The sequence below is a fragment of the Escherichia sp. E.sYA108 genome (genome assembly GCF_011754335.1).
GTDB lineage: Bacteria > Pseudomonadota > Gammaproteobacteria > Enterobacterales > Enterobacteriaceae > Escherichia > Escherichia coli.
On sequence record NZ_JAAQVZ010000001.1, the window covers coordinates 3,312,370 to 3,332,528 of the forward strand.

General features: G+C 49.6%; 16 protein-coding genes. 5 read left to right on the forward strand and 11 right to left on the reverse strand.

Translation table 11 applies throughout. The annotated features are described in order from the left end of the window. Positions 1-63: 63 nt before the first annotated feature. From ihfB to HBM92_RS16010, 7 genes are all read right to left on the reverse strand, one after another. Positions 64-348 (reverse strand): integration host factor subunit beta, encoded by a 285-nt coding sequence (gene ihfB / locus HBM92_RS15980; RefSeq protein WP_000167336.1) that lies wholly within the window; start codon positions 346-348, stop codon positions 64-66. A 159-nt stretch (positions 349-507) separates the two neighbouring features. Beyond that, positions 508-2,181 carry a 30S ribosomal protein S1 gene (gene rpsA, locus HBM92_RS15985; RefSeq protein ID WP_000140327.1) on the reverse strand — a complete coding sequence of 558 codons (1,674 nt, stop codon included), beginning with the start codon at positions 2,179-2,181 and terminating at the stop codon, positions 508-510. A gap of 110 nt (positions 2,182-2,291) precedes the next feature. Continuing rightward, positions 2,292-2,975, reverse strand: coding sequence for a (d)CMP kinase (cmk, locus tag HBM92_RS15990; protein ID WP_000125016.1), 684 nt, complete (start codon positions 2,973-2,975; stop codon positions 2,292-2,294). Between the two features lie 172 nt (positions 2,976-3,147). Then, positions 3,148-3,912, reverse strand: a complete 765-nt coding sequence (gene ycaL, locus HBM92_RS15995; protein ID WP_001313710.1) for a metallopeptidase YcaL — start codon at positions 3,910-3,912, stop codon at positions 3,148-3,150. A 169-nt stretch (positions 3,913-4,081) separates the two neighbouring features. Further along, positions 4,082-5,365: a 3-phosphoshikimate 1-carboxyvinyltransferase gene (gene aroA / locus HBM92_RS16000; protein WP_000445243.1), complete on the reverse strand. Its 1,284-nt coding sequence runs from the start codon at positions 5,363-5,365 to the stop codon at positions 4,082-4,084. Positions 5,366-5,435: 70 nt separating this feature from the next. Further along, positions 5,436-6,524 carry a 3-phosphoserine/phosphohydroxythreonine transaminase gene (gene serC / locus HBM92_RS16005; protein WP_000057158.1) on the reverse strand — a complete coding sequence of 363 codons (1,089 nt, stop codon included), beginning with the start codon at positions 6,522-6,524 and terminating at the stop codon, positions 5,436-5,438. 198 nt (positions 6,525-6,722) lie between these two features. Then, a complete protein-coding gene (locus HBM92_RS16010) occupies positions 6,723-7,415 on the reverse strand; it encodes a DUF421 domain-containing protein (protein WP_000642852.1) in 693 nt (230 codons plus the stop codon). Positions 7,416-7,544: 129 nt separating this feature from the next. Here HBM92_RS16010 and ycaO point away from each other — a divergent pair, with 129 nt between their 5' ends. From ycaO to pflA, 4 genes are all read left to right on the forward strand, one after another. Continuing rightward, positions 7,545-9,305, forward strand: a complete 1,761-nt coding sequence (ycaO, locus tag HBM92_RS16015; RefSeq protein ID WP_000194829.1) for a 30S ribosomal protein S12 methylthiotransferase accessory factor YcaO — start codon at positions 7,545-7,547, stop codon at positions 9,303-9,305. 405 nt (positions 9,306-9,710) lie between these two features. Continuing rightward, on the forward strand, positions 9,711-10,568 hold the full coding sequence (gene focA / locus HBM92_RS16020) for a formate transporter FocA (protein ID WP_000642546.1): 858 nt from the start codon (positions 9,711-9,713) through the stop codon (positions 10,566-10,568). Positions 10,569-10,622: 54 nt separating this feature from the next. Beyond that, on the forward strand, positions 10,623-12,905 hold the full coding sequence (gene pflB, locus HBM92_RS16025; protein ID WP_001292822.1) for a formate C-acetyltransferase: 2,283 nt from the start codon (positions 10,623-10,625) through the stop codon (positions 12,903-12,905). Between the two features lie 191 nt (positions 12,906-13,096). Next, on the forward strand, positions 13,097-13,837 hold the full coding sequence (gene pflA, locus HBM92_RS16030) for a pyruvate formate lyase 1-activating protein (protein ID WP_000111043.1): 741 nt from the start codon (positions 13,097-13,099) through the stop codon (positions 13,835-13,837). Between the two features lie 96 nt (positions 13,838-13,933). Here the strand turns inward: pflA and HBM92_RS16035 are convergent, their stop codons facing one another. Then, the gene (locus HBM92_RS16035; RefSeq protein WP_000109282.1) at positions 13,934-15,082 is read right to left on the reverse strand and encodes an MFS transporter; all 1,149 of its coding nucleotides are present in this window, start codon (positions 15,080-15,082) and stop codon (positions 13,934-13,936) included. Between the two features lie 313 nt (positions 15,083-15,395). Here HBM92_RS16035 and ycaC point away from each other — a divergent pair, with 313 nt between their 5' ends. Beyond that, on the forward strand, positions 15,396-16,022 hold the full coding sequence (gene ycaC, locus HBM92_RS16040) for an isochorismate family cysteine hydrolase YcaC (protein WP_000165876.1): 627 nt from the start codon (positions 15,396-15,398) through the stop codon (positions 16,020-16,022). A gap of 35 nt (positions 16,023-16,057) precedes the next feature. Here the strand turns inward: ycaC and dmsC are convergent, their stop codons facing one another. The 3 genes from dmsC to dmsA are packed head-to-tail and all read right to left on the reverse strand — an operon-like array spanning position 16,058 to position 19,995. Further along, complete coding sequence (dmsC, locus tag HBM92_RS16045) at positions 16,058-16,921, reverse strand: dimethyl sulfoxide reductase anchor subunit DmsC (RefSeq protein ID WP_000534660.1); 864 nt, start codon at positions 16,919-16,921, stop codon at positions 16,058-16,060. Position 16,922: 1 nt separating this feature from the next. Further along, a complete protein-coding gene (gene dmsB, locus HBM92_RS16050) occupies positions 16,923-17,540 on the reverse strand; it encodes a dimethylsulfoxide reductase iron-sulfur subunit DmsB (protein WP_000213094.1) in 618 nt (205 codons plus the stop codon). A gap of 10 nt (positions 17,541-17,550) precedes the next feature. Next, the gene (gene dmsA / locus HBM92_RS16055) at positions 17,551-19,995 is read right to left on the reverse strand and encodes a dimethylsulfoxide reductase subunit A (RefSeq protein WP_000850287.1); all 2,445 of its coding nucleotides are present in this window, start codon (positions 19,993-19,995) and stop codon (positions 17,551-17,553) included. Positions 19,996-20,159 lie beyond the last annotated feature (164 nt).

Consider the following 20,159-nt stretch of genomic DNA (forward strand, 5'->3'; position numbering starts at 1 on the left):
GATTAGAGAAATGAAAAAAGCACCCGACAGGTGCTTTTCTCGCGTTCAAGTTTGAGTAAAAACTTAACCGTAAATATTGGCGCGATCGCGCAGTTCTTTACCTGGTTTAAAGTGAGGAACGTATTTTCCTTCCAGTTCTACTTTATCGCCAGTCTTCGGATTACGTCCGGTACGTGGTGCGCGGTAGTGCAAAGAGAAACTGCCGAAACCGCGGATTTCAATACGCTCGCCCTGCGCAAGAGTCGAGGCCATATGCTCCAGCATCTCTTTTACTGCATCTTCAACCGTCTTGGCGGGAATGTGCGATTGCTGGGTGGCAAGTCTTTCTATCAATTCTGACTTGGTCATGATTCCTCCGGTTCCTTAAAGGCAAATTAAGCGGCTGCTGTTGCTGCATTGATTAAGGGCGGCCGTAGCCGCCCTTAGTGCTTGATTACAGGACGAAACCTGCAATCTGTCAAGTAAACTCAACAAACTTCGGAATAAAAATCCCGAAGAGTCAGAGAATTACTCGCCTTTAGCTGCTTTGAAAGCTTCAGCCATTGCGTTGTTGGAGAAGTTTGCATCTTCCTGTTTGTTAACAGTTGCGATTGCATCTTTCTCGTCAGCTTCGTCTTTCGCACGAACAGACAGGCTGATTGCGCGGTTTTTACGATCAACGCCGGTGAATTTAGCTTCAACTTCGTCGCCAACGCTCAGAACCAGGGTAGCGTCTTCAACGCGGTCACGGGATGCTTCAGAAGCACGCAGGTAACCTTCAACGCCGTCAGCCAGTTCTACGGTTGCGCCTTTAGCGTCAACTGCAGTTACTTTACCGGTTACGATAGCGCCTTTCTTGTTCAGAGCAACCCAGTTGTTGAACGGATCTTCTGCGAGCTGTTTAACGCCCAGGGAGATACGTTCACGTTCTGCGTCAACCTGCAGAACAACTGCAGCGATTTCGTCGCCTTTTTTGTATTCACGAACTGCTTCTTCGCCTGCAACGTTCCAGGAGATGTCAGACAGGTGAACCAGGCCGTCGATGCCGCCGTCCAGGCCGATGAAGATACCGAAGTCAGTGATAGACTTGATTTTACCTTCAACACGGTCGCCCTTGTTGTGGGTTTCCGCGAACTGCTGCCACGGGTTAGCTTTGCACTGTTTCAGACCCAGGGAGATACGACGACGTTCTTCGTCGATATCCAGAACCATAACTTCCACTACATCGCCAACGTTAACAACTTTGGACGGGTGGATGTTTTTGTTGGTCCAATCCATTTCGGAAACGTGTACCAGGCCTTCAACGCCTTCTTCGATTTCAACGAAGCAACCGTAGTCGGTCAGGTTGGTCACGCGACCAGTCAGTTTGGTACCTTCCGGATAACGTTTAGCGATAGCTACCCACGGATCTTCGCCCAGCTGTTTCAGGCCCAGGGATACACGGGTACGTTCGCGGTCGAACTTCAGCACTTTAACAGTGATTTCGTCGCCCACGTTGACGATTTCGCTCGGATGCTTAACGCGTTTCCAGGCCATGTCAGTGATGTGCAGCAGGCCGTCAACGCCGCCCAGATCAACGAATGCACCGTAGTCAGTGAGGTTCTTAACGATACCTTTAACTTCCATGCCTTCCTGCAGGTTTTCCAGCAGCTGATCGCGCTCTGCGCTGTTTTCGGATTCGATAACGGCACGACGAGAAACAACAACGTTGTTGCGCTTCTGATCCAGCTTGATTACTTTGAATTCAAGCTCTTTGCCTTCCAGGTGCAGAGTGTCACGCACCGGACGAACGTCTACCAGAGAACCTGGCAGGAACGCACGAATACCGTTCAGCTCAACAGTGAAGCCGCCCTTAACTTTGCCGTTGATAACACCGGTAACAGTTTCAGCATCTTCGTAAGCTTTTTCCAGCGTGATCCAGGCTTCGTGACGTTTAGCTTTCTCACGGGACAGCAGAGTTTCACCGAAGCCGTCTTCTACTGCGTCCAGAGCAACGTCAACTTCGTCACCTACCTGGATTTCCAGCTCGCCCTGGGCGTTTTTGAACTGCTCAGCCGGGATGGCGGACTCAGATTTCAGACCAGCGTCAACCAGTACTACGTCTTTGTCGATAGCAACAACAACGCCACGAACGATAGAACCCGGGCGGGTTTCGATTTCTTTTAAGGACTCTTCAAAGAGTTGAGCAAAAGATTCAGTCATGTTTAATCTTCAGGTTTATATTTAACGTCCACCTGGCTCCATGCCGGATGGGGTTGTTTAACATACCCGCTGTCATTCCATTGCAACGGGGGTACTGCAAATTCGGTCGCTTATGCGAGAGCCAATTTCTGGCGCGCGTATTGTAGCGCTTTTTCAATCACTTGCTCAATGCTTAAGGTGGTGGAATCCAACACTAAAGCATCGGCTGCCGGAACCAGTGGCGCTACCGCTCGGTTACGATCGCGGTCGTCGCGTTCTTTGATCTCGGCCAAAAGGCGCTCAAAGTTAACACTAAAGCCCTTCTCCTGCAACTGTAGCATGCGGCGATGCGCACGTTCTTCCGAGGAGGCGTCAAGGAAAATTTTCACTGGCGCATCAGGGAATACCACCGTTCCCATGTCGCGGCCATCGGCAATCAGGCCTGGTAATTCGCGAAACGCGCGTTGGCGACGCAATAATGCTTCACGAACGCGTGGGAATGCCGCGACTTGTGAAGCAGCATTCGCCACTTCCTGAGTACGAATTTCGCCGCTGACATCTTCCCCTTCGAGGATCACTTCCAGATTACCGTTGGTTGACACAAAACGTACATCCAGATGGGATGCCAGCGGCACCAGCGCATCTTCCGATGCAACATCAACATGGTGATGTAATGCCGCTAGTGCCAGTACGCGATAAATTGCACCCGAATCCAGCAGATGCCATTGCAACGCTTCCGCCATAGCCTTACACAAGGTGCCTTTCCCTGCACCGCTTGGGCCATCAATGGTAATAACCGGGGCAATTGCCGTCATCTTTATCTCCTTAAAACAGGCGTACCGTTAACATAACCGCGCGCATTATACGCGCCGACGCCACAAATCGTTAACGTTGTGTGCAAAAACCAGTTTTGTCTGTATTCAGATGGGGATTTATTGCGCAATTATAGCGGGCTGGCAGAAGACCAGCCCGAAAGATGACAATGATTTACTTACCAGAGGCGATACGATCACGGATGTGTTGCGCACGCTCTGTTGATGGTGGGTGAGAATCAAACATGGACTGGGTGCGACCGCCATCCAGGCTGGCCAGTTTTTCAAAGCTACCAACCAGCCCCTGGGTACTGATGCCACGTTTCTTCAACAGATCAAAAGAGAAATCATCTGCTTCGGATTCTTTATCACGGGAGTATTTAGCATTGATAGCGCCTTCTGCGATATCACCTAATTGTGAACGGGAAAGCTGGGAAGCCACACCGCTGGTAGCTGAAATGGCATCGCGTGCGGCCACGATCGCATAAGAAGCTTTCATTTCAGCCAGCGAGTGACCCAACGCGACGTGGCCCAGTTCATGGCCCAGAACGCCTTCAATTTCGTTGTCGTTCATCATGTCCATCAGGCCACTGTAGACACGAACACAACCGTTCGCCATCGCCCATGCGTTGACGTCGCTGGTCATATAAACCTTATAGTTGACTGGCGTGCCATTAATATTGTTACCCAATGCTTTGGCGATTTTTGCCAGACGTTTCCCGTACTTGCTGGATTTGCTTGCCACTTTATTGCCGCTGTCCATTTCGACACAGCCCTGATTGGCGATTGCTTTAGCATCAGCATCGCTTAATGTTGCGGCTTTATAAGCATTCAGACCTGAGCTGATAGCCAAATCGGTATTAATACCGTGCGTATTCTGACATCCTGTCAGTAAGGCTGCAGAGGTCGCAATCGCCAGCAATAATTTAGTATTCTTCATGTGAATCATCCGTTGATTAATTATATATAAACATTATGTATCAACAAGTTACATTGATAATTAACGCTACCATTAATAAAAATACCCCACAAGGTCCGAAAAAAAACGCCGGCAATGTGCCGACGTCTTTGAAAAGAAAGGATTGTCTATGTTATCGCCCGTTATTCATTCAGCCGGGTTGACTTATCCGCGCCAATTGCTCGAAATAGTCTGGAAAAGTTTTAGCGGTACATTTTGGATCAAGAATCGTCACAGGCGTATCTGATAATGCGACCAGCGAGAAACACATCGCCATCCGGTGATCATTATAAGTGGCGATCTCAGCAAATTTCAGTTTTTCCGGTGGCGTAATGCGAATGAAATCATGCCCCTCTTCGACTTCCGCACCGACTTTACGCAGTTCTGTTGCCATCGCAAACAGGCGATCGGACTCTTTAACACGCCAGTTATAGATATTGCGCAGCGTGGTGGTGCCTTTTGCAAATAACGCCGCGGTGGCAATGGTCATCGCCGCATCGGGAATATGGTTCATATCCATATCAATGGCGTTCAGTTCACCACGCGTGCAGGAAATATAATCATCGCCCCAGCAAATGGTCGCGCCCATTTTTTCCAGAACATCAGCAAAGCGAATATCACCCTGCATACTGTTGCGTCCAATGCCGGTCACTTTTACAGTGCCGCCTCTGATTGCTGCTGCTGCCAGGAAATAAGAAGCCGAAGATGCATCGCCTTCAACCAAATAAGTGCCCGGAGACTGGTAAGACTGCCCCCCTTTTACGACAAATTGTTGATAGTGCTGATTTTCAATTTCAACACCAAACGTCTTCATCAGATTGAGGGTGATATCGATATAAGGTTTAGAAACCAGATCGCCTTTAATACGAATCACCGTATCTTCCGGCGCAAGAGGCGCAGTCATTAACAGTGCGGTGAGGAACTGGCTGGAAACGGAGCCATCAACATCAACGTTGCCGCCAGTAAAGCCGCCCTGTAAACGCAATGGCGGATAATTTTCTTGTTCCAGGTAAGTGATCTTCGCCCCGCCCTGGCGCAGCGCATCCACCAGATGACCAATCGGGCGTTCTTTCATTCGCGGTTCACCGGTCAGTACAATATCATTGCTACCCAGGCAAAGTGCTGCCGCCAGCGGACGCATTGCCGTTCCGGCGTTACCGAGGAACAACTCCCGGGCACTTTCTGCGTGTAATGGACCACCGTTACCGATAATTTCGCAACGCGTACGATCGGCTGAAAGCGTATAGCTTACCCCTAACGCTGTTAATGCATTCAGCATATGGCGCACGTCATCGCTATCCAGCAGATTGGTTAATACTGTTTTGCCGTGTGCTAATGCCGCCAGCAATAAAGCGCGGTTAGAAACGCTCTTGGAACCGGGCAGATTAATAGTGCCATCGACACGAGCGATGGGTTGTAACGTTAGGGATTCCATGAACTCAACTCTCTACAACAGAAATAAAAACCCCACAGGCTGGCTGTGGGGATTATGCAAAATTTCGACATTAGCCGTGACGACGTTCGAACTCAACCATGAAGTCTGTCAGTGCTTTAACACCTTCCAGCGGCATGGCGTTATAAATAGACGCACGCATTCCGCCGACCACTCGGTGACCTTTCAGCGCATGTAAGCCCGCAGCGAAAGACTCTTCGAGGAACAATTTATCAAGCGCGCTATCCGCCAACTGGAACGGCACGTTCATCCGCGAACGGTTAGCTTTCGCCACATCATTGCGGTAGAAATCGCTGTTATCAATCACCCCATACAGCAGTTCTGCTTTTTGCTGATTGATCTTATCCATTGCAGCCACACCGCCGTTCGCTTTCAGCCATTTGAAGACCAGGCCAGATAAGTACCAGGCAAATGTCGGCGGCGTGTTGAACATGGAATCGTTATCGTTGAGGATGGAGTAATCCAGAATCGATGGGCAGGCGATATTCGCTTTGCCCAGCAAATCTTCACGAACGATGACGATTGTCAGGCCAGCCGGGCCGATATTTTTCTGCGCGCCAGCGTAAATTACACCATAACGGCTGACATCAATCGGACGGGAAAGAATGGTTGAAGAGAAGTCAGCGGCGACCACCACGTCTTTACCGAAGTCTGGTGTTTCATCGATAGCGATACCGTCAATGGTTTCGTTCGGGCAGTAATGCATATAAGCAGCATTATCAGAGAGTTGCCATTCACTCATTGGCTTAACTGCGCGAAGACCATCAACGGTCACTTTCGCATCAAACACATTTGGTGTGCAGTATTTTTTCGCTTCTTTGATAGCACTTGCTGCCCAGTAACCCGCATCAACATAATCTGCAGTGGTTTTATCACCAAGAATATTCAGCGGTACAGCAGCAAATTGACCGCGACCACCGCCATGGCAGAACAATACCTTGTAGTTGGAGGGGACGTTAAGAAGATCGCGAAAATCCTTCTCGGCTTCCTCTGCAACCTGAATGAACTCTTTGCCACGGTGACTCACTTCCATCACCGACGTACCAAGACCGTTCCAGTCGCGCAGTTCCTGTTGAGCCTGTTTAAGCACCTCTGCCGGTAGCATTGCCGGACCAGAACTAAAATTGAAGATTTGAGCCATTTCCCCTCACCACGTTGCGTTGCCATTAACCCGCGGTCAATCAATTGCGACCACAGGCAATACATTATTCCTGTGGCTATCGGTTTTATCATTCAGTGACACGCATCGCAATGAGTAAAACCGTTGAGGGCAAAAATGAGGCACGCGTCACACAAAAGAATCTCTCGGATTATTTTCAAAAAACCGATGTTTTGGCTGTCAGGTCACCCGTTTAGCCCGACTTGCCTTCGTCCATTCTGGATTTGCACAGCGCGGACATAATTGTTTTTCCCCCGCGTTCATATGAATGATTTCACTGCAACGGATGCAGGCATAGTCCGCCGACTCCGGCACCACTTTGTAACGCTGAGTACAGTCACTGGGTAAAATAAGTAACCCCGGTTTCACCTTGTCATCTTCAAAGAAATAAACACTGATTTGCCCGTTGGTTTCGAGAATCGCCAGACGTACCTGCCCCAACTGCTCTACACCGCGCAATCGTAGCTCCATAAAGAACTCAAATTCCGTCATGTTGGAGTTATTGAGTTTCGACCAGGCCAGCTCGCCATCTTCAATAATGACAACCGGCTTGCCTTCCAGAAGATCTTCCAGTTTTTCACTGTGCGCCATCAACCACATTACCAGGCGGTATAACAACGCCAGAGTAATAAAGACGATAAGTACCGGGACCATCGGCACATCATCATAAAACGCCACATCTCCCGCCGCTGAACCCAGTGTCAGAATGATTAACACTTCAAACAGCGACATCTGCCGCACACCGCGTCTTCCGGTCATTTTGAGGAACAAAAAAACCAGTACAAAGGTATAAAGACTACGTAGTGCAACTTCGCCAAGGAAATCAAAAGGCACTTTATCAAATGCCATACGGTGGAGATCGAACGCCTTCATTTTTATGCTCTTATCGTGGTTTATCCGCTAAAAGCATAGCCAACAGTTCATCGGCATGGCGGCGGTAATAGCGCCTTTGAGATAAAACCCGTATTATTGTGCGCTTTCCGTACGACTAAAGTGATTTTCATGACGCAAACATTTATCCCCGGCAAAGATGCCGCTCTGGAAGATTCCATCGCACGCTTCCAGCAAAAACTTTCAGACCTCGGTTTTCAGATTGAAGAGGCCTCCTGGCTGAATCCGGTGCCTAACGTCTGGTCTGTACATATTCGCGACAAAGAGTGCGCACTGTGTTTTACCAACGGTAAAGGCGCAACCAAAAAAGCGGCGCTGGCTTCTGCCCTCGGTGAATATTTCGAGCGTCTCTCAACCAACTACTTTTTTGCGGACTTCTGGCTGGGCGAAACCATCGCCAACGGCCCATTCGTGCATTATCCCAACGAAAAATGGTTCCCACTGACCGAAAATGACGATGTACCAGAAGGGCTGCTCGATGACCGTCTGCGCGCATTTTACGATCCGGAGAATGAACTGACCGGTAGTATGCTGATTGACCTGCAATCCGGTAACGAAGATCGTGGTATTTGCGGTCTACCGTTTACGCGCCAGTCCGACAATCAGACCATTTATATTCCGATGAATATCATTGGTAACTTGTACGTTTCTAACGGTATGTCTGCTGGCAATACCCGTAACGAAGCACGCGTTCAGGGGTTGTCCGAAGTTTTCGAACGTTACGTGAAAAACCGCATTATTGCTGAAAGCATCAGCTTGCCGGAAATCCCGGCAGACGTGCTGGCACGTTATCCAGCAGTAGTTGAAGCGATCGAAACGCTGGAAGCGGAAGGTTTCCCGATCTTCGCTTATGACGGTTCGCTTGGCGGCCAGTATCCGGTGATTTGCGTGGTACTGTTCAATCCTGCTAACGGTACCTGCTTTGCCTCATTCGGTGCGCATCCTGATTTTGGCGTTGCACTGGAACGTACCGTGACCGAGCTGCTGCAAGGTCGTGGCCTGAAAGATCTGGATGTGTTTACTCCACCAACCTTCGATGATGAAGAAGTCGCTGAACATACCAACCTCGAAACGCACTTTATCGATTCCAGCGGTTTAATCTCCTGGGACCTGTTCAAGCAGGATGCCGATTATCCGTTTGTTGACTGGAGCTTCTCCGGCACCACGGAAGAAGAGTTCGCCACGCTGATGGCTATCTTCAAAAAGGAAGATAAAGAAGTTTATATTGCCGATTACGAGCATCTGGGTGTCTACGCTTGCCGTATTATCGTGCCTGGCATGTCCGATATTTATCCGGCTGAAGATCTGTGGCTGGCGAATAACAGTATGGGCAGCCATTTACGTGAAACGATTCTTTCGCTACCAGGTAGCGAGTGGGAAAAGGAAGATTACCTGAACCTCATCGAGCAACTGGATGAAGAAGGTTTTGATGACTTTACCCGCGTGCGTGAACTGTTGGGTCTGGCGACCGGGTCGGATAACGGCTGGTACACTCTGCGTATCGGTGAATTAAAAGCCATGCTGGCGCTGGCTGGTGGCGATCTGGAACAGGCTCTGGTCTGGACCGAATGGACGATGGAGTTTAACTCATCAGTATTCAGCCCGGAACGCGCCAATTATTATCGCTGCCTGCAAACGTTGTTATTACTGGCGCAGGAAGAAGATCGCCAGCCGCTGCAATATCTGAATGCGTTTGTTCGCATGTACGGCGCAGATGCCGTGGAAGCCGCCAGTGCGGCAATGAGCGGCGAAGCGGCGTTTTATGGCTTGCAACCAGTAGATAGCGATCTGCACGCGTTTGCTGCACATCAGTCGTTGTTGAAGGCCTACGAAAAGCTGCAACGCGCCAAAGCAGCATTCTGGGCAAAATAAAATCAAATAGCCTACGCAATGTAGGCTTAATGATTCGTCTGAGTTATATTACGGGGCGTTTTTTTAATGCCCCGCTTCACATATATTTGCATTAATAAAATAATTGTAATTATAAGGTTAAATATCGGTAATTTGTATTTAATAAATACGATCGATATTGTTACTTTATTCGCCAGGTGCTCCCTTTTAATTAACTGTTTTAGCGGAGGATGCGGAAAAAATTCAACTCATTTGTTAATTTTTAAAATTTATTTTTATTTGGATAATCAAATATTTACTCCGTATTTGCATAAAAACCATGCGAGTTACGGGCCTATAAGCCAGGCGAGATATGATCTATATCAATTTCTCATCTATAATGCTTTGTTAGTATCTCGTCGCCGACTTAATAAAGAGAGAGTTAGTGTGAAAGCTGACAACCCTTTTGATCTTTTACTTCCTGCTGCAATGGCCAAAGTGGCCGAAGAGGCAGGTGTCTATAAAGCAACGAAACATCCGCTTAAGACTTTCTATCTGGCGATTACCGCCGGTGTTTTCATCTCAATCGCATTCGTCTTCTATATCACAGCAACCACTGGCACAGGTACAATGCCCTTCGGCATGGCAAAACTGGTTGGCGGCATTTGCTTCTCTCTGGGGTTGATTCTTTGTGTTGTCTGCGGAGCCGATCTCTTTACTTCCACAGTGTTGATTGTTGTTGCCAAGGCGAGTGGGCGCATCACCTGGGGTCAGTTGGCGAAAAACTGGCTAAATGTTTATTTTGGCAACCTGGTCGGCGCACTGCTGTTTGTACTTTTAATGTGGCTTTCCGGCGAGTATATGACCGCAAATGGTCAATGGGGACTAAACGTCCTACAAACCGCCGACCACAAAGTGCACCATACTTTTATTGAGGCCGTCTGTCTTGGTATCCTGGCAAACCTGATGGTATGTCTGGCAGTATGGATGAGTTATTCTGGCCGCAGCCTGATGGACAAAGCGTTCATTATGGTGCTGCCGGTCGCGATGTTTGTTGCCAGCGGTTTTGAGCACAGTATCGCAAACATGTTTATGATCCCGATGGGTATTGTAATCCGCGACTTCGCATCTCCGGAATTCTGGACCGCTGTCGGTTCTGCACCGGAAAATTTTTCTCACCTGACCGTGATGAATTTCATCACTGATAACCTGATTCCGGTTACGATCGGTAATATTATCGGCGGTGGTTTGTTGGTTGGGTTGACATACTGGGTCATTTACCTGCGTGAAAACGATCACCATTAATGGTTGTCGAAGTACGCAGTAAATAAAAAATCCACTTAAGAAGGTAGGTGTTACATGTCCGAGCTTAATGAAAAGTTAGCCACAGCCTGGGAAGGTTTTACCAAAGGTGACTGGCAGAATGAAGTAAACGTCCGTGACTTCATTCAGAAAAACTACACTCCGTACGAGGGTGACGAGTCCTTCCTGGCTGGCGCTACTGAAGCGACCACCACCCTGTGGGACAAAGTAATGGAAGGCGTTAAACTGGAAAACCGCACTCACGCGCCAGTTGACTTTGACACCGCTGTTGCTTCCACCATCACCTCTCACGACGCTGGTTACATCAACAAGCAGCTTGAGAAAATCGTTGGTCTGCAGACTGAAGCTCCGCTGAAACGTGCTCTTATCCCGTTCGGTGGTATCAAAATGATCGAAGGTTCCTGCAAAGCGTACAACCGCGAACTGGACCCGATGATCAAAAAAATCTTCACTGAATACCGTAAAACTCACAACCAGGGCGTGTTCGACGTTTACACTCCGGACATCCTGCGTTGCCGTAAATCCGGTGTTCTGACCGGTCTGCCAGATGCTTATGGCCGTGGTCGTATCATCGGTGACTACCGTCGCGTTGCGCTGTACGGTATCGACTACCTGATGAAAGACAAACTTGCACAGTTCACCTCTCTGCAGGCTGATCTGGAAAACGGCGTAAACCTGGAACAGACTATCCGTCTGCGCGAAGAAATCGCTGAACAGCACCGCGCTCTGGGTCAGATGAAAGAAATGGCTGCGAAATACGGCTACGACATCTCTGGTCCGGCTACCAACGCTCAGGAAGCTATCCAGTGGACTTACTTCGGCTACCTGGCTGCTGTTAAGTCTCAGAACGGTGCTGCAATGTCCTTCGGTCGTACCTCCACCTTCCTGGATGTGTACATCGAACGTGACCTGAAAGCTGGCAAGATCACCGAACAAGAAGCGCAGGAAATGGTTGACCACCTGGTCATGAAACTGCGTATGGTTCGCTTCCTGCGTACTCCGGAATACGATGAACTGTTCTCTGGCGACCCGATCTGGGCAACCGAATCTATCGGTGGTATGGGCCTCGACGGTCGTACCCTGGTTACCAAAAACAGCTTCCGTTTCCTGAACACCCTGTACACCATGGGTCCGTCTCCGGAACCGAACATGACCATTCTGTGGTCTGAAAAACTGCCGCTGAACTTCAAGAAATTCGCCGCTAAAGTGTCCATCGACACCTCTTCTCTGCAGTATGAGAACGATGACCTGATGCGTCCGGACTTCAACAACGATGACTACGCTATTGCTTGCTGCGTAAGCCCGATGATCGTTGGTAAACAAATGCAGTTCTTCGGTGCGCGTGCAAACCTGGCGAAAACCATGCTGTACGCAATCAACGGCGGCGTTGACGAAAAACTGAAAATGCAGGTTGGTCCGAAGTCTGAACCGATCAAAGGCGATGTCCTGAACTATGATGAAGTGATGGAGCGCATGGATCACTTCATGGACTGGCTGGCTAAACAGTACATCACTGCACTGAACATCATCCACTACATGCACGACAAGTACAGCTACGAAGCCTCTCTGATGGCGCTGCACGACCGTGACGTTATCCGCACCATGGCGTGTGGTATCGCTGGTCTGTCCGTTGCTGCTGACTCCCTGTCTGCAATCAAATATGCGAAAGTTAAACCGATTCGTGACGAAGACGGTCTGGCTATCGACTTCGAAATCGAAGGCGAATACCCGCAGTTTGGTAACAACGATCCGCGTGTAGATGACCTGGCTGTTGACCTGGTAGAACGTTTCATGAAGAAAATTCAGAAACTGCACACCTACCGTGACGCTATCCCGACTCAGTCTGTTCTGACCATCACTTCTAACGTTGTGTATGGTAAGAAAACTGGTAACACCCCAGACGGTCGTCGTGCTGGCGCGCCGTTCGGACCGGGTGCTAACCCGATGCACGGTCGTGACCAGAAAGGTGCTGTAGCGTCTCTGACTTCCGTTGCTAAACTGCCGTTTGCTTACGCTAAAGATGGTATCTCCTACACCTTCTCTATCGTTCCGAACGCACTGGGTAAAGACGACGAAGTTCGTAAGACCAACCTGGCTGGTCTGATGGATGGTTACTTCCACCACGAAGCATCCATCGAAGGTGGTCAGCACCTGAACGTTAACGTGATGAACCGTGAAATGCTGCTCGACGCGATGGAAAACCCGGAAAAATATCCGCAGCTGACCATCCGTGTATCTGGCTACGCAGTACGTTTCAACTCGCTGACTAAAGAACAGCAGCAGGACGTTATTACTCGTACCTTCACTCAATCTATGTAATTAGATTTGACTGAAATCGTACAGTAAAAAGCGTACAATAAAGGCTCCACGAAAGTGGGGCCTTTTTTAGCACGAGAGCCTTTTTTGTCAGCTATCTATACTTTAAGGTGACTGCCAAAACAGACTCGACGTAGCCTTCGAGCTGCGCACCAACACGGCCTCAGATGGGCCACATCTGGAGAAACACCGCAATGTCAGTTATTGGTCGCATTCACTCCTTTGAATCCTGTGGAACCGTAGACGGCCCGGGTATTCGCTTTATCACCTTTTTCCAGGGCTGCCTGATGCGCTGCCTGTATTGTCATAACCGCGACACCTGGGATACGCATGGCGGTAAAGAAGTTACCGTTGAAGATTTGATGAAGGAAGTGGTGACCTATCGCCACTTTATGAACGCTTCCGGCGGCGGCGTTACCGCATCCGGCGGTGAGGCAATCCTACAAGCTGAGTTTGTTCGTGACTGGTTCCGCGCCTGCAAAAAAGAAGGCATTCATACCTGTCTGGACACCAACGGTTTTGTTCGTCGTTACGATCCGGTGATTGATGAACTGCTGGAAGTAACCGACCTGGTAATGCTCGATCTCAAACAGATGAACGACGAGATCCACCAAAATCTGGTTGGAGTTTCCAACCACCGCACGCTGGAGTTCGCTAAATATCTGGCGAACAAAAATGTGAAGGTGTGGATCCGCTATGTTGTTGTCCCAGGCTGGTCTGACGATGACGATTCAGCGCATCGCCTTGGTGAATTTACCCGTGATATGGGCAACGTTGAGAAAATCGAGCTCCTCCCCTACCACGAACTGGGCAAACACAAATGGGTGGCAATGGGTGAAGAATACAAACTCGATGGTGTTAAACCACCGAAGAAAGAGACCATGGAACGCGTGAAAGGCATTCTTGAGCAGTACGGTCATAAGGTCATGTTCTAATTTCCCCGTAAAGCGGCAACTTTATTAAGTTGCCGCTTTTTTGTGCACAGAAAAGCAGAGTGTGAAACAGTAAGTTCACACTCTGCTTGAATTCATTTACACGTGAGCCACGGGTTTCGGCGTATGACCGGCGTTACGAAGCAGCATCAGCAAATAGATAAACGATACGCTGGCGATCATGATAAATAATAAATTATCGGAGAAATTCTGCATTAGCATAGCGGTAAATGACGGGCCAAGCAGGCTTCCCACGGTATAGCTCAACAGTAAGGCCTGGTTCATCGCTACCAGTTGATGATGTTCAACTTTCTCACAAGCCCAGGCCATCGCCACCGGATATAGCGTAAAGCCAGCGGCACCGAGGATGAATAACGCTGGGGCCATCGCCGCCTGGCTAAGCATCGCAATACTGCCGAGAATGACGACAAAGACCTGAACACGCAACACCAGCAGTCGACCAAACTTATCCGCCAGACGTCCAATCGGCCATTGCCCGAGGATACCCGCACTGACCAGTACCGCCATCCAGAAACCAATGCTGGCATTGCTCACCCCTTTGTGATTGAGGTACAGCGGCATCAGGCCATATAGAGATCCCAGCACGATTCCTGAGATAATGCAGCCATTCACGCCAAGCCGCGCCTGACGGAGTTTTAGCATTGACGTAATTGACGTCGAATCATGGTTTTCAGCCTGCTGATTCAGGACATGCGTAAACAACAGCGGTAAGATTCCTGCCAACGTCAAACCTGTAACCCACGGCAATACACTCATCAACTCGGTTGAGACTTTGCTGACCAGTAACTGGCCTAAAAACGTTCCGACGTAATAAACCATCATATACGCAGCAAGCAACCGCCCGCGGTTACGCGACGTCCCACTGCACATCAGCGCACTCTCAACAACCACCCAAATCATGGCACAGCCGATGCCCGCGACAAAACGCCACGCCAACCAACTCCAGAATCCAATCATCAGGCCAAGGCCGGCACAGCCAGCGGCAAAAATGAAGGAGGCCAGATAATAGCTACGGTTAAAGCCAATGCGTTTAATGACATACCCTGTCAGCAATGTACCGACAAGGTTGCCGGTAAAATAGGATGAGCTGACAACGCCTACCTGCCATGTAGACATGTGTTCCTGGGCGAGCCAAAGCGGCACGAGTGTATTTAACACCGCAATCGCCAGAGTCAACAAAAGCAGGCCAGACAGCAAAAGCATGACAGGCCGGGTATACGTGGACATGAATTAAAACCGTGAGGAAGTTCAAATTTCATGCGCATCATGCCACCGCCAAAAACATTGTCAATGGGTGAAAATACGCGCATATCGCAGCGGCGGTATTATCGATTTATATTACTCATTCATAACGCTAATGCTGAAGAGACGATTAATCTCATCTGATTGTTTTTATTGATCTAACACAAATTTCATACGCTTCGTTCAGTCGAAAAATTTCATGGTCACAGCAAACTCATATTTCCCGTCTATGCTTTCAGAGCAATGCATCACGTCTGACCGATTTAGACGTACCACTGACTCTCGAAAGGAGAAGAGGATGACCAAACCGTATGTTCGTCTTGATAAAAATGATGCTGCCGTTTTGCTTGTTGATCACCAGGCTGGTTTACTTTCCCTTGTACGGGATATCGAACCCGATAAGTTTAAAAATAACGTGCTGGCGCTGGGTGACCTGGCTAAGTATTTCAACTTACCAACTATTCTTACCACCAGTTTTGAAACCGGTCCTAACGGCCCATTAGTTCCAGAACTGAAAGCACAATTCCCCGATGCACCTTACATTGCTCGCCCGGGAAATATTAACGCCTGGGATAACGAAGATTTTGTAAAAGCTGTCAAAGCGACAGGTAAAAAACAGTTAATTATTGCCGGTGTGGTAACCGAAGTTTGCGTGGCATTCCCGGCGCTTTCAGCCATTGAAGAAGGGTTTGACGTCTTTGTCGTGACTGATGCGTCAGGGACCTTTAATGAAATTACCCGGCATTCGGCATGGGATCGCATGTCGCAAGCTGGTGCGCAATTGATGACATGGTTCGGCGTGGCGTGCGAGCTGCATCGCGACTGGCGTAATGATATTGAAGGACTGGCGACGTTGTTCTCTAACCACATTCCTGATTATCGTAACTTGATGACCAGTTATGACACGTTAACGAAGCAGAAATAAAAGCGAACCGGGGCCGAAACCCCGGTTGTTACTGATTAACTTGCGACAGCCATCCCCACGGTCATATGCAAACCATAGAATACGCCACGACCGATTAATTCCCCTGCCAGAAGCAGAATGAATGATACAGAAAGTAGCGGAACCGCAGGCTGATAACCTTTTAGCTGTGGTGCAATCCACAAGCACAGGGCAACGGCCAAAAGCACAATCCGCCAGGACATCAGCGCACCATAGTCCGGCACCAGCGCTGCGGCCTGCTGCACAGAGCTATGAATAGTCGCCAGCTCTGCGCCCTGCATCACTGACATCACGCCACTCACTACCAGTGCCAGAACAGAAATGGCTGGCAGCAGACGCATCGCCCAGCCATCGACACCAGCCAGACTCAGCAACAGGTAACCCAGTAACGGGCCGCCCATAAACATCGTCAGGAAGAAGCCCATCAGTGTCCAGATGCTGTACCAGGTGGGTACTGTATCGATGCTGTTATACACACGCACCATCATCCAGACAAAGACTACGCCAAGAACCATCGTCACCACCAGCCAAAGCGTACGCAATGCCGGTGAAAGCTTTTTCAGCATTGCCAGCAACCAGCCGATGCCGCCTACAGCAAAAAAGATCGAACCGCTGGCGATTTCGTTACTGAGTGCTGAAGCCCCTACCCGATTGAGCGAGTTAAAAGCGCGCATCGGTGAACCAAGATGAAGCATAGAGGCGATAAAGCCAATGCCCATCAGCACCCATAAACCCAACATGCAGGCGATAACACGCTGCTGGGCTTCTGCTCGCAGGTCGCCTTTGAGCAGCGCCAAAGCCAGAACGATAAAACCACCCGCTACACATTGCCCGAAAACCGTGAAGATCATCAGCGGCCATTCATGCCATCCACTTCCCATCTCACACCTCCTTCGGGTTTGCCAGATAGCCAGTGGTATCCCCGGTTGGGCGGCTATTGGCGTTAGGTTTGATCACAATATTCGGTTTGGTGAAGTGCGCACGCGGCAACGGCGCAACAGCCGCCAGATCGCCGTGTTTTTTACGCAGCTCGTCGATAGGTCCGAAATCCAGCGCCCGTAGCGGGCAAGATTCGACGCAGATCGGTTTTTTACCTTCTGCGACGCGGTCATAGCAACCATCACATTTGGTCATATGACCTTTGGTTGCGTTGTACTGCGGTGCGCCATACGGGCAGGCCATATGGCAGTAACGACAGCCAATACACACATCTTCATCGACAACGACAAAACCATCTTCACGTTTATGCATCGCACCGCTTGGGCAGACTTTGGTACAAGCCGGATCTTCGCAGTGGTTACATGAAATCGACAGATAGTAGGCAAACACGTTCTGGTGCCAGACACCGTTATCTTCCTGCCAGTCGCCACCAGCATATTCATAAATGCGGCGGAAGCTGACTTCTGGCGTCAAATCTTTGTAGTCTTTACAAGCCAGCTCGCAGGTTTTGCAACCGGTGCAACGGCTGGAATCAATAAAAAATCCATACTGGGTTGTCATCGGTTACTCCTTACACCTTTTCAACCTGAACAAGGTTCGTATGTGATGGATTCCCCTTGGCAAGAGGAGACGGACGTTGAGTGGTCAGTACGTTAATACAACCGCCCTTATCGACACGTTTTGTATCCGGGTCATACCAGGCACCTTCACCCAGTGCGACCACACCCGGCATCATTCGTGGCGTCACTTTCGCCTCAATATGAACCTCACCACGATCATTAAAGATCCTGACTTTATCGCCGTTGCTGATACCGCGTTTTTGCGCATCAAGCGGGTTGATCCACATTTCCTGACGGCAAGCTGCTTTCAGCACATCAACGTTGCCGTAAGTTGAGTGAACGCGAGATTTATAGTGGAAACCCGTAAGCTGCAGCGGATACTGTTTGTTCAGCGGATCCTGATAACTTTCAAAGCCCGGCGTATAGATCGGCAGTGGATCGATCACATCACCTTCTGGCAATTCCCAGGTAGCGGCAATGTCAGCCAGCGCCTGTGAATAGATCTCAATTTTGCCCGATGGCGTGGTCAATGGATTAGCCTGCGGATCTTCACGGAAGGCTTTGTAAGCAACGTGATGCCCTTGCGGATCGCGCTTTTTAAAGATCCCCTGCTTACGGAACTCTTCAAACGTTGGCAGTTCAGGAATCGCTTCCCGCGACTGGGCATACAGATGCCGCATCCACTCTTCCTGAGTACGACCTTCAGTAAACTGTTGTTCGACGCCAAGACGTTTTGCCAGTTCGCTGGTCATCTCATAGATAGTCTTACATTCAAAGCGCGGTTTAATGACCTGATCATTGAAAATAACGTAAGACATATTCCCGCAGGATGCATCCAGTGCAAAGTCCATCTGTTCGGAAGCGGTGCAGTCAGGCAGCAAGATGTCAGCATATTTCGCCGATGAGGTCATGTGGCAGTCGATAACCACAATCAGCTCGCACTTCTTATCATCCTGAAGGATTTCATGGGTACGGTTGATTTCAGAATGCTGATTAATCAGGCAGTTACCGGCATAGTTCCAGATCATTTTGATCGGCACATCCAGCTTATCTTTCCCGCGCACACCATCACGCAGCGCCGTCATTTCCGGGCCACGTTCAATGGCATCGGTCCACATAAACATAGAAATGCTGGTCTGGATCGGGTTTTCGAGAGTCGGCATACGGACAAACGGTAAGCTGTATGAACCTTCGCGCGCGCCGCTGTTCCCCCCGTTAATACCAACGTTACCGGTCAGAATCGCCAGCATCGAGATAGCACGGGTTGCGATTTCACCGTTAGCATGACGCTGCGGGCCCCATCCCTGGCTGATAAACGCCGGTTTGGTACTGCCGATTTCACGAGCCAGTTTGATGATTTTGTCTGCCGGAACACCGGTGATTTGCGAGGCCCATTCCGGTGTTTTAGCCACGCCATCGGGTCCTTCACCCAGAATATAAGCTTTATAGTGACCATTTTTCGGCGCACTGGCTGGCAGGGTTTTCTCGTCGTAGCCAACGCAATATTTATCGAGGAATTCCTGATCTACCAGGTTTTCGGTGATCATGACATACGCCAGACCGTTAACCAGTGCGGCATCTGTTCCCGGACGAATAGGGATCCACTCATCTTCACGCCCGGCACCGGTGTCGGTATAGCGCGGATCGATGATGATCATGCGAGCATTAGATTTCTGGCGCGCCTGTTCAAGATAGTAAGTCACCCCACCGCCACTCATTCGCGTTTCGCCAGGGTTATTACCAAACAGCACTACCAGTTTACTGTTTTCGATATCCGACGGGCTGTTACCATCTGCCCAGCCGCCGTAGGTATAGTTCAGACCTTCCGCAATTTGCGCGGAGGAGTAGTCGCCATAATGGTTCAGATAACCGCCGCAGCAGTTCATTAGCCGCGCGACCAGGGTATTTCCCGGCGGCCACGAGCGGGTCATGGTGCCGCCCAGCGTACCGGTGCCATAGTTCAGATAGATAGACTCGTTGCCGTACTCTTTGATCAGGCGCTGCATTTTGGTCGCGATGATGTCGTAGGCTTCTTCCCAGCTAATGCGCTCGAATTTGCCTTCACCGCGCGCCCCGACTCGTTTCATCGGATATTTCAGGCGGTCCGGATTGTAGACACGGCGACGCATGGAACGCCCACGCAGACAGGCGCGAACCTGGTGCAGGCCGTCGTAATTGTCATCGCCGGTATTGTCCGTTTCGACATATTTGATTTCACCGTCCACTACGTGCATACGTAGCGGGCAGCGACTACCACAGTTAACTGTACAGGCGCTCCAGATAACCTTTTCGTCTGATTTTGTTGGAATAGCGCTATCGACAGCGTGCGCAATCCGACTAAAAGGTAATGTTAATGCGCTGCTGGCCATTGCCAGGCCGCCGATCGCTGTCGTTTTTACCAAACCACGGCGACTCACCTCAGCAGCCAATACCGCATCAGGGATTTTCGTTTTCATAATGGCTCACTCAAGCTTGCTCACGATTGATTCCAGTAACAAACCGTATTGTGTAATTATTTCTATAGCAGATCGCTATATAGGCTTGTATACATCGAATAATTTGAAAATCAAAGAGATAGGTAGATTTTCACTCGAAAGTAGTATTACTTGTAAGTGAGGAG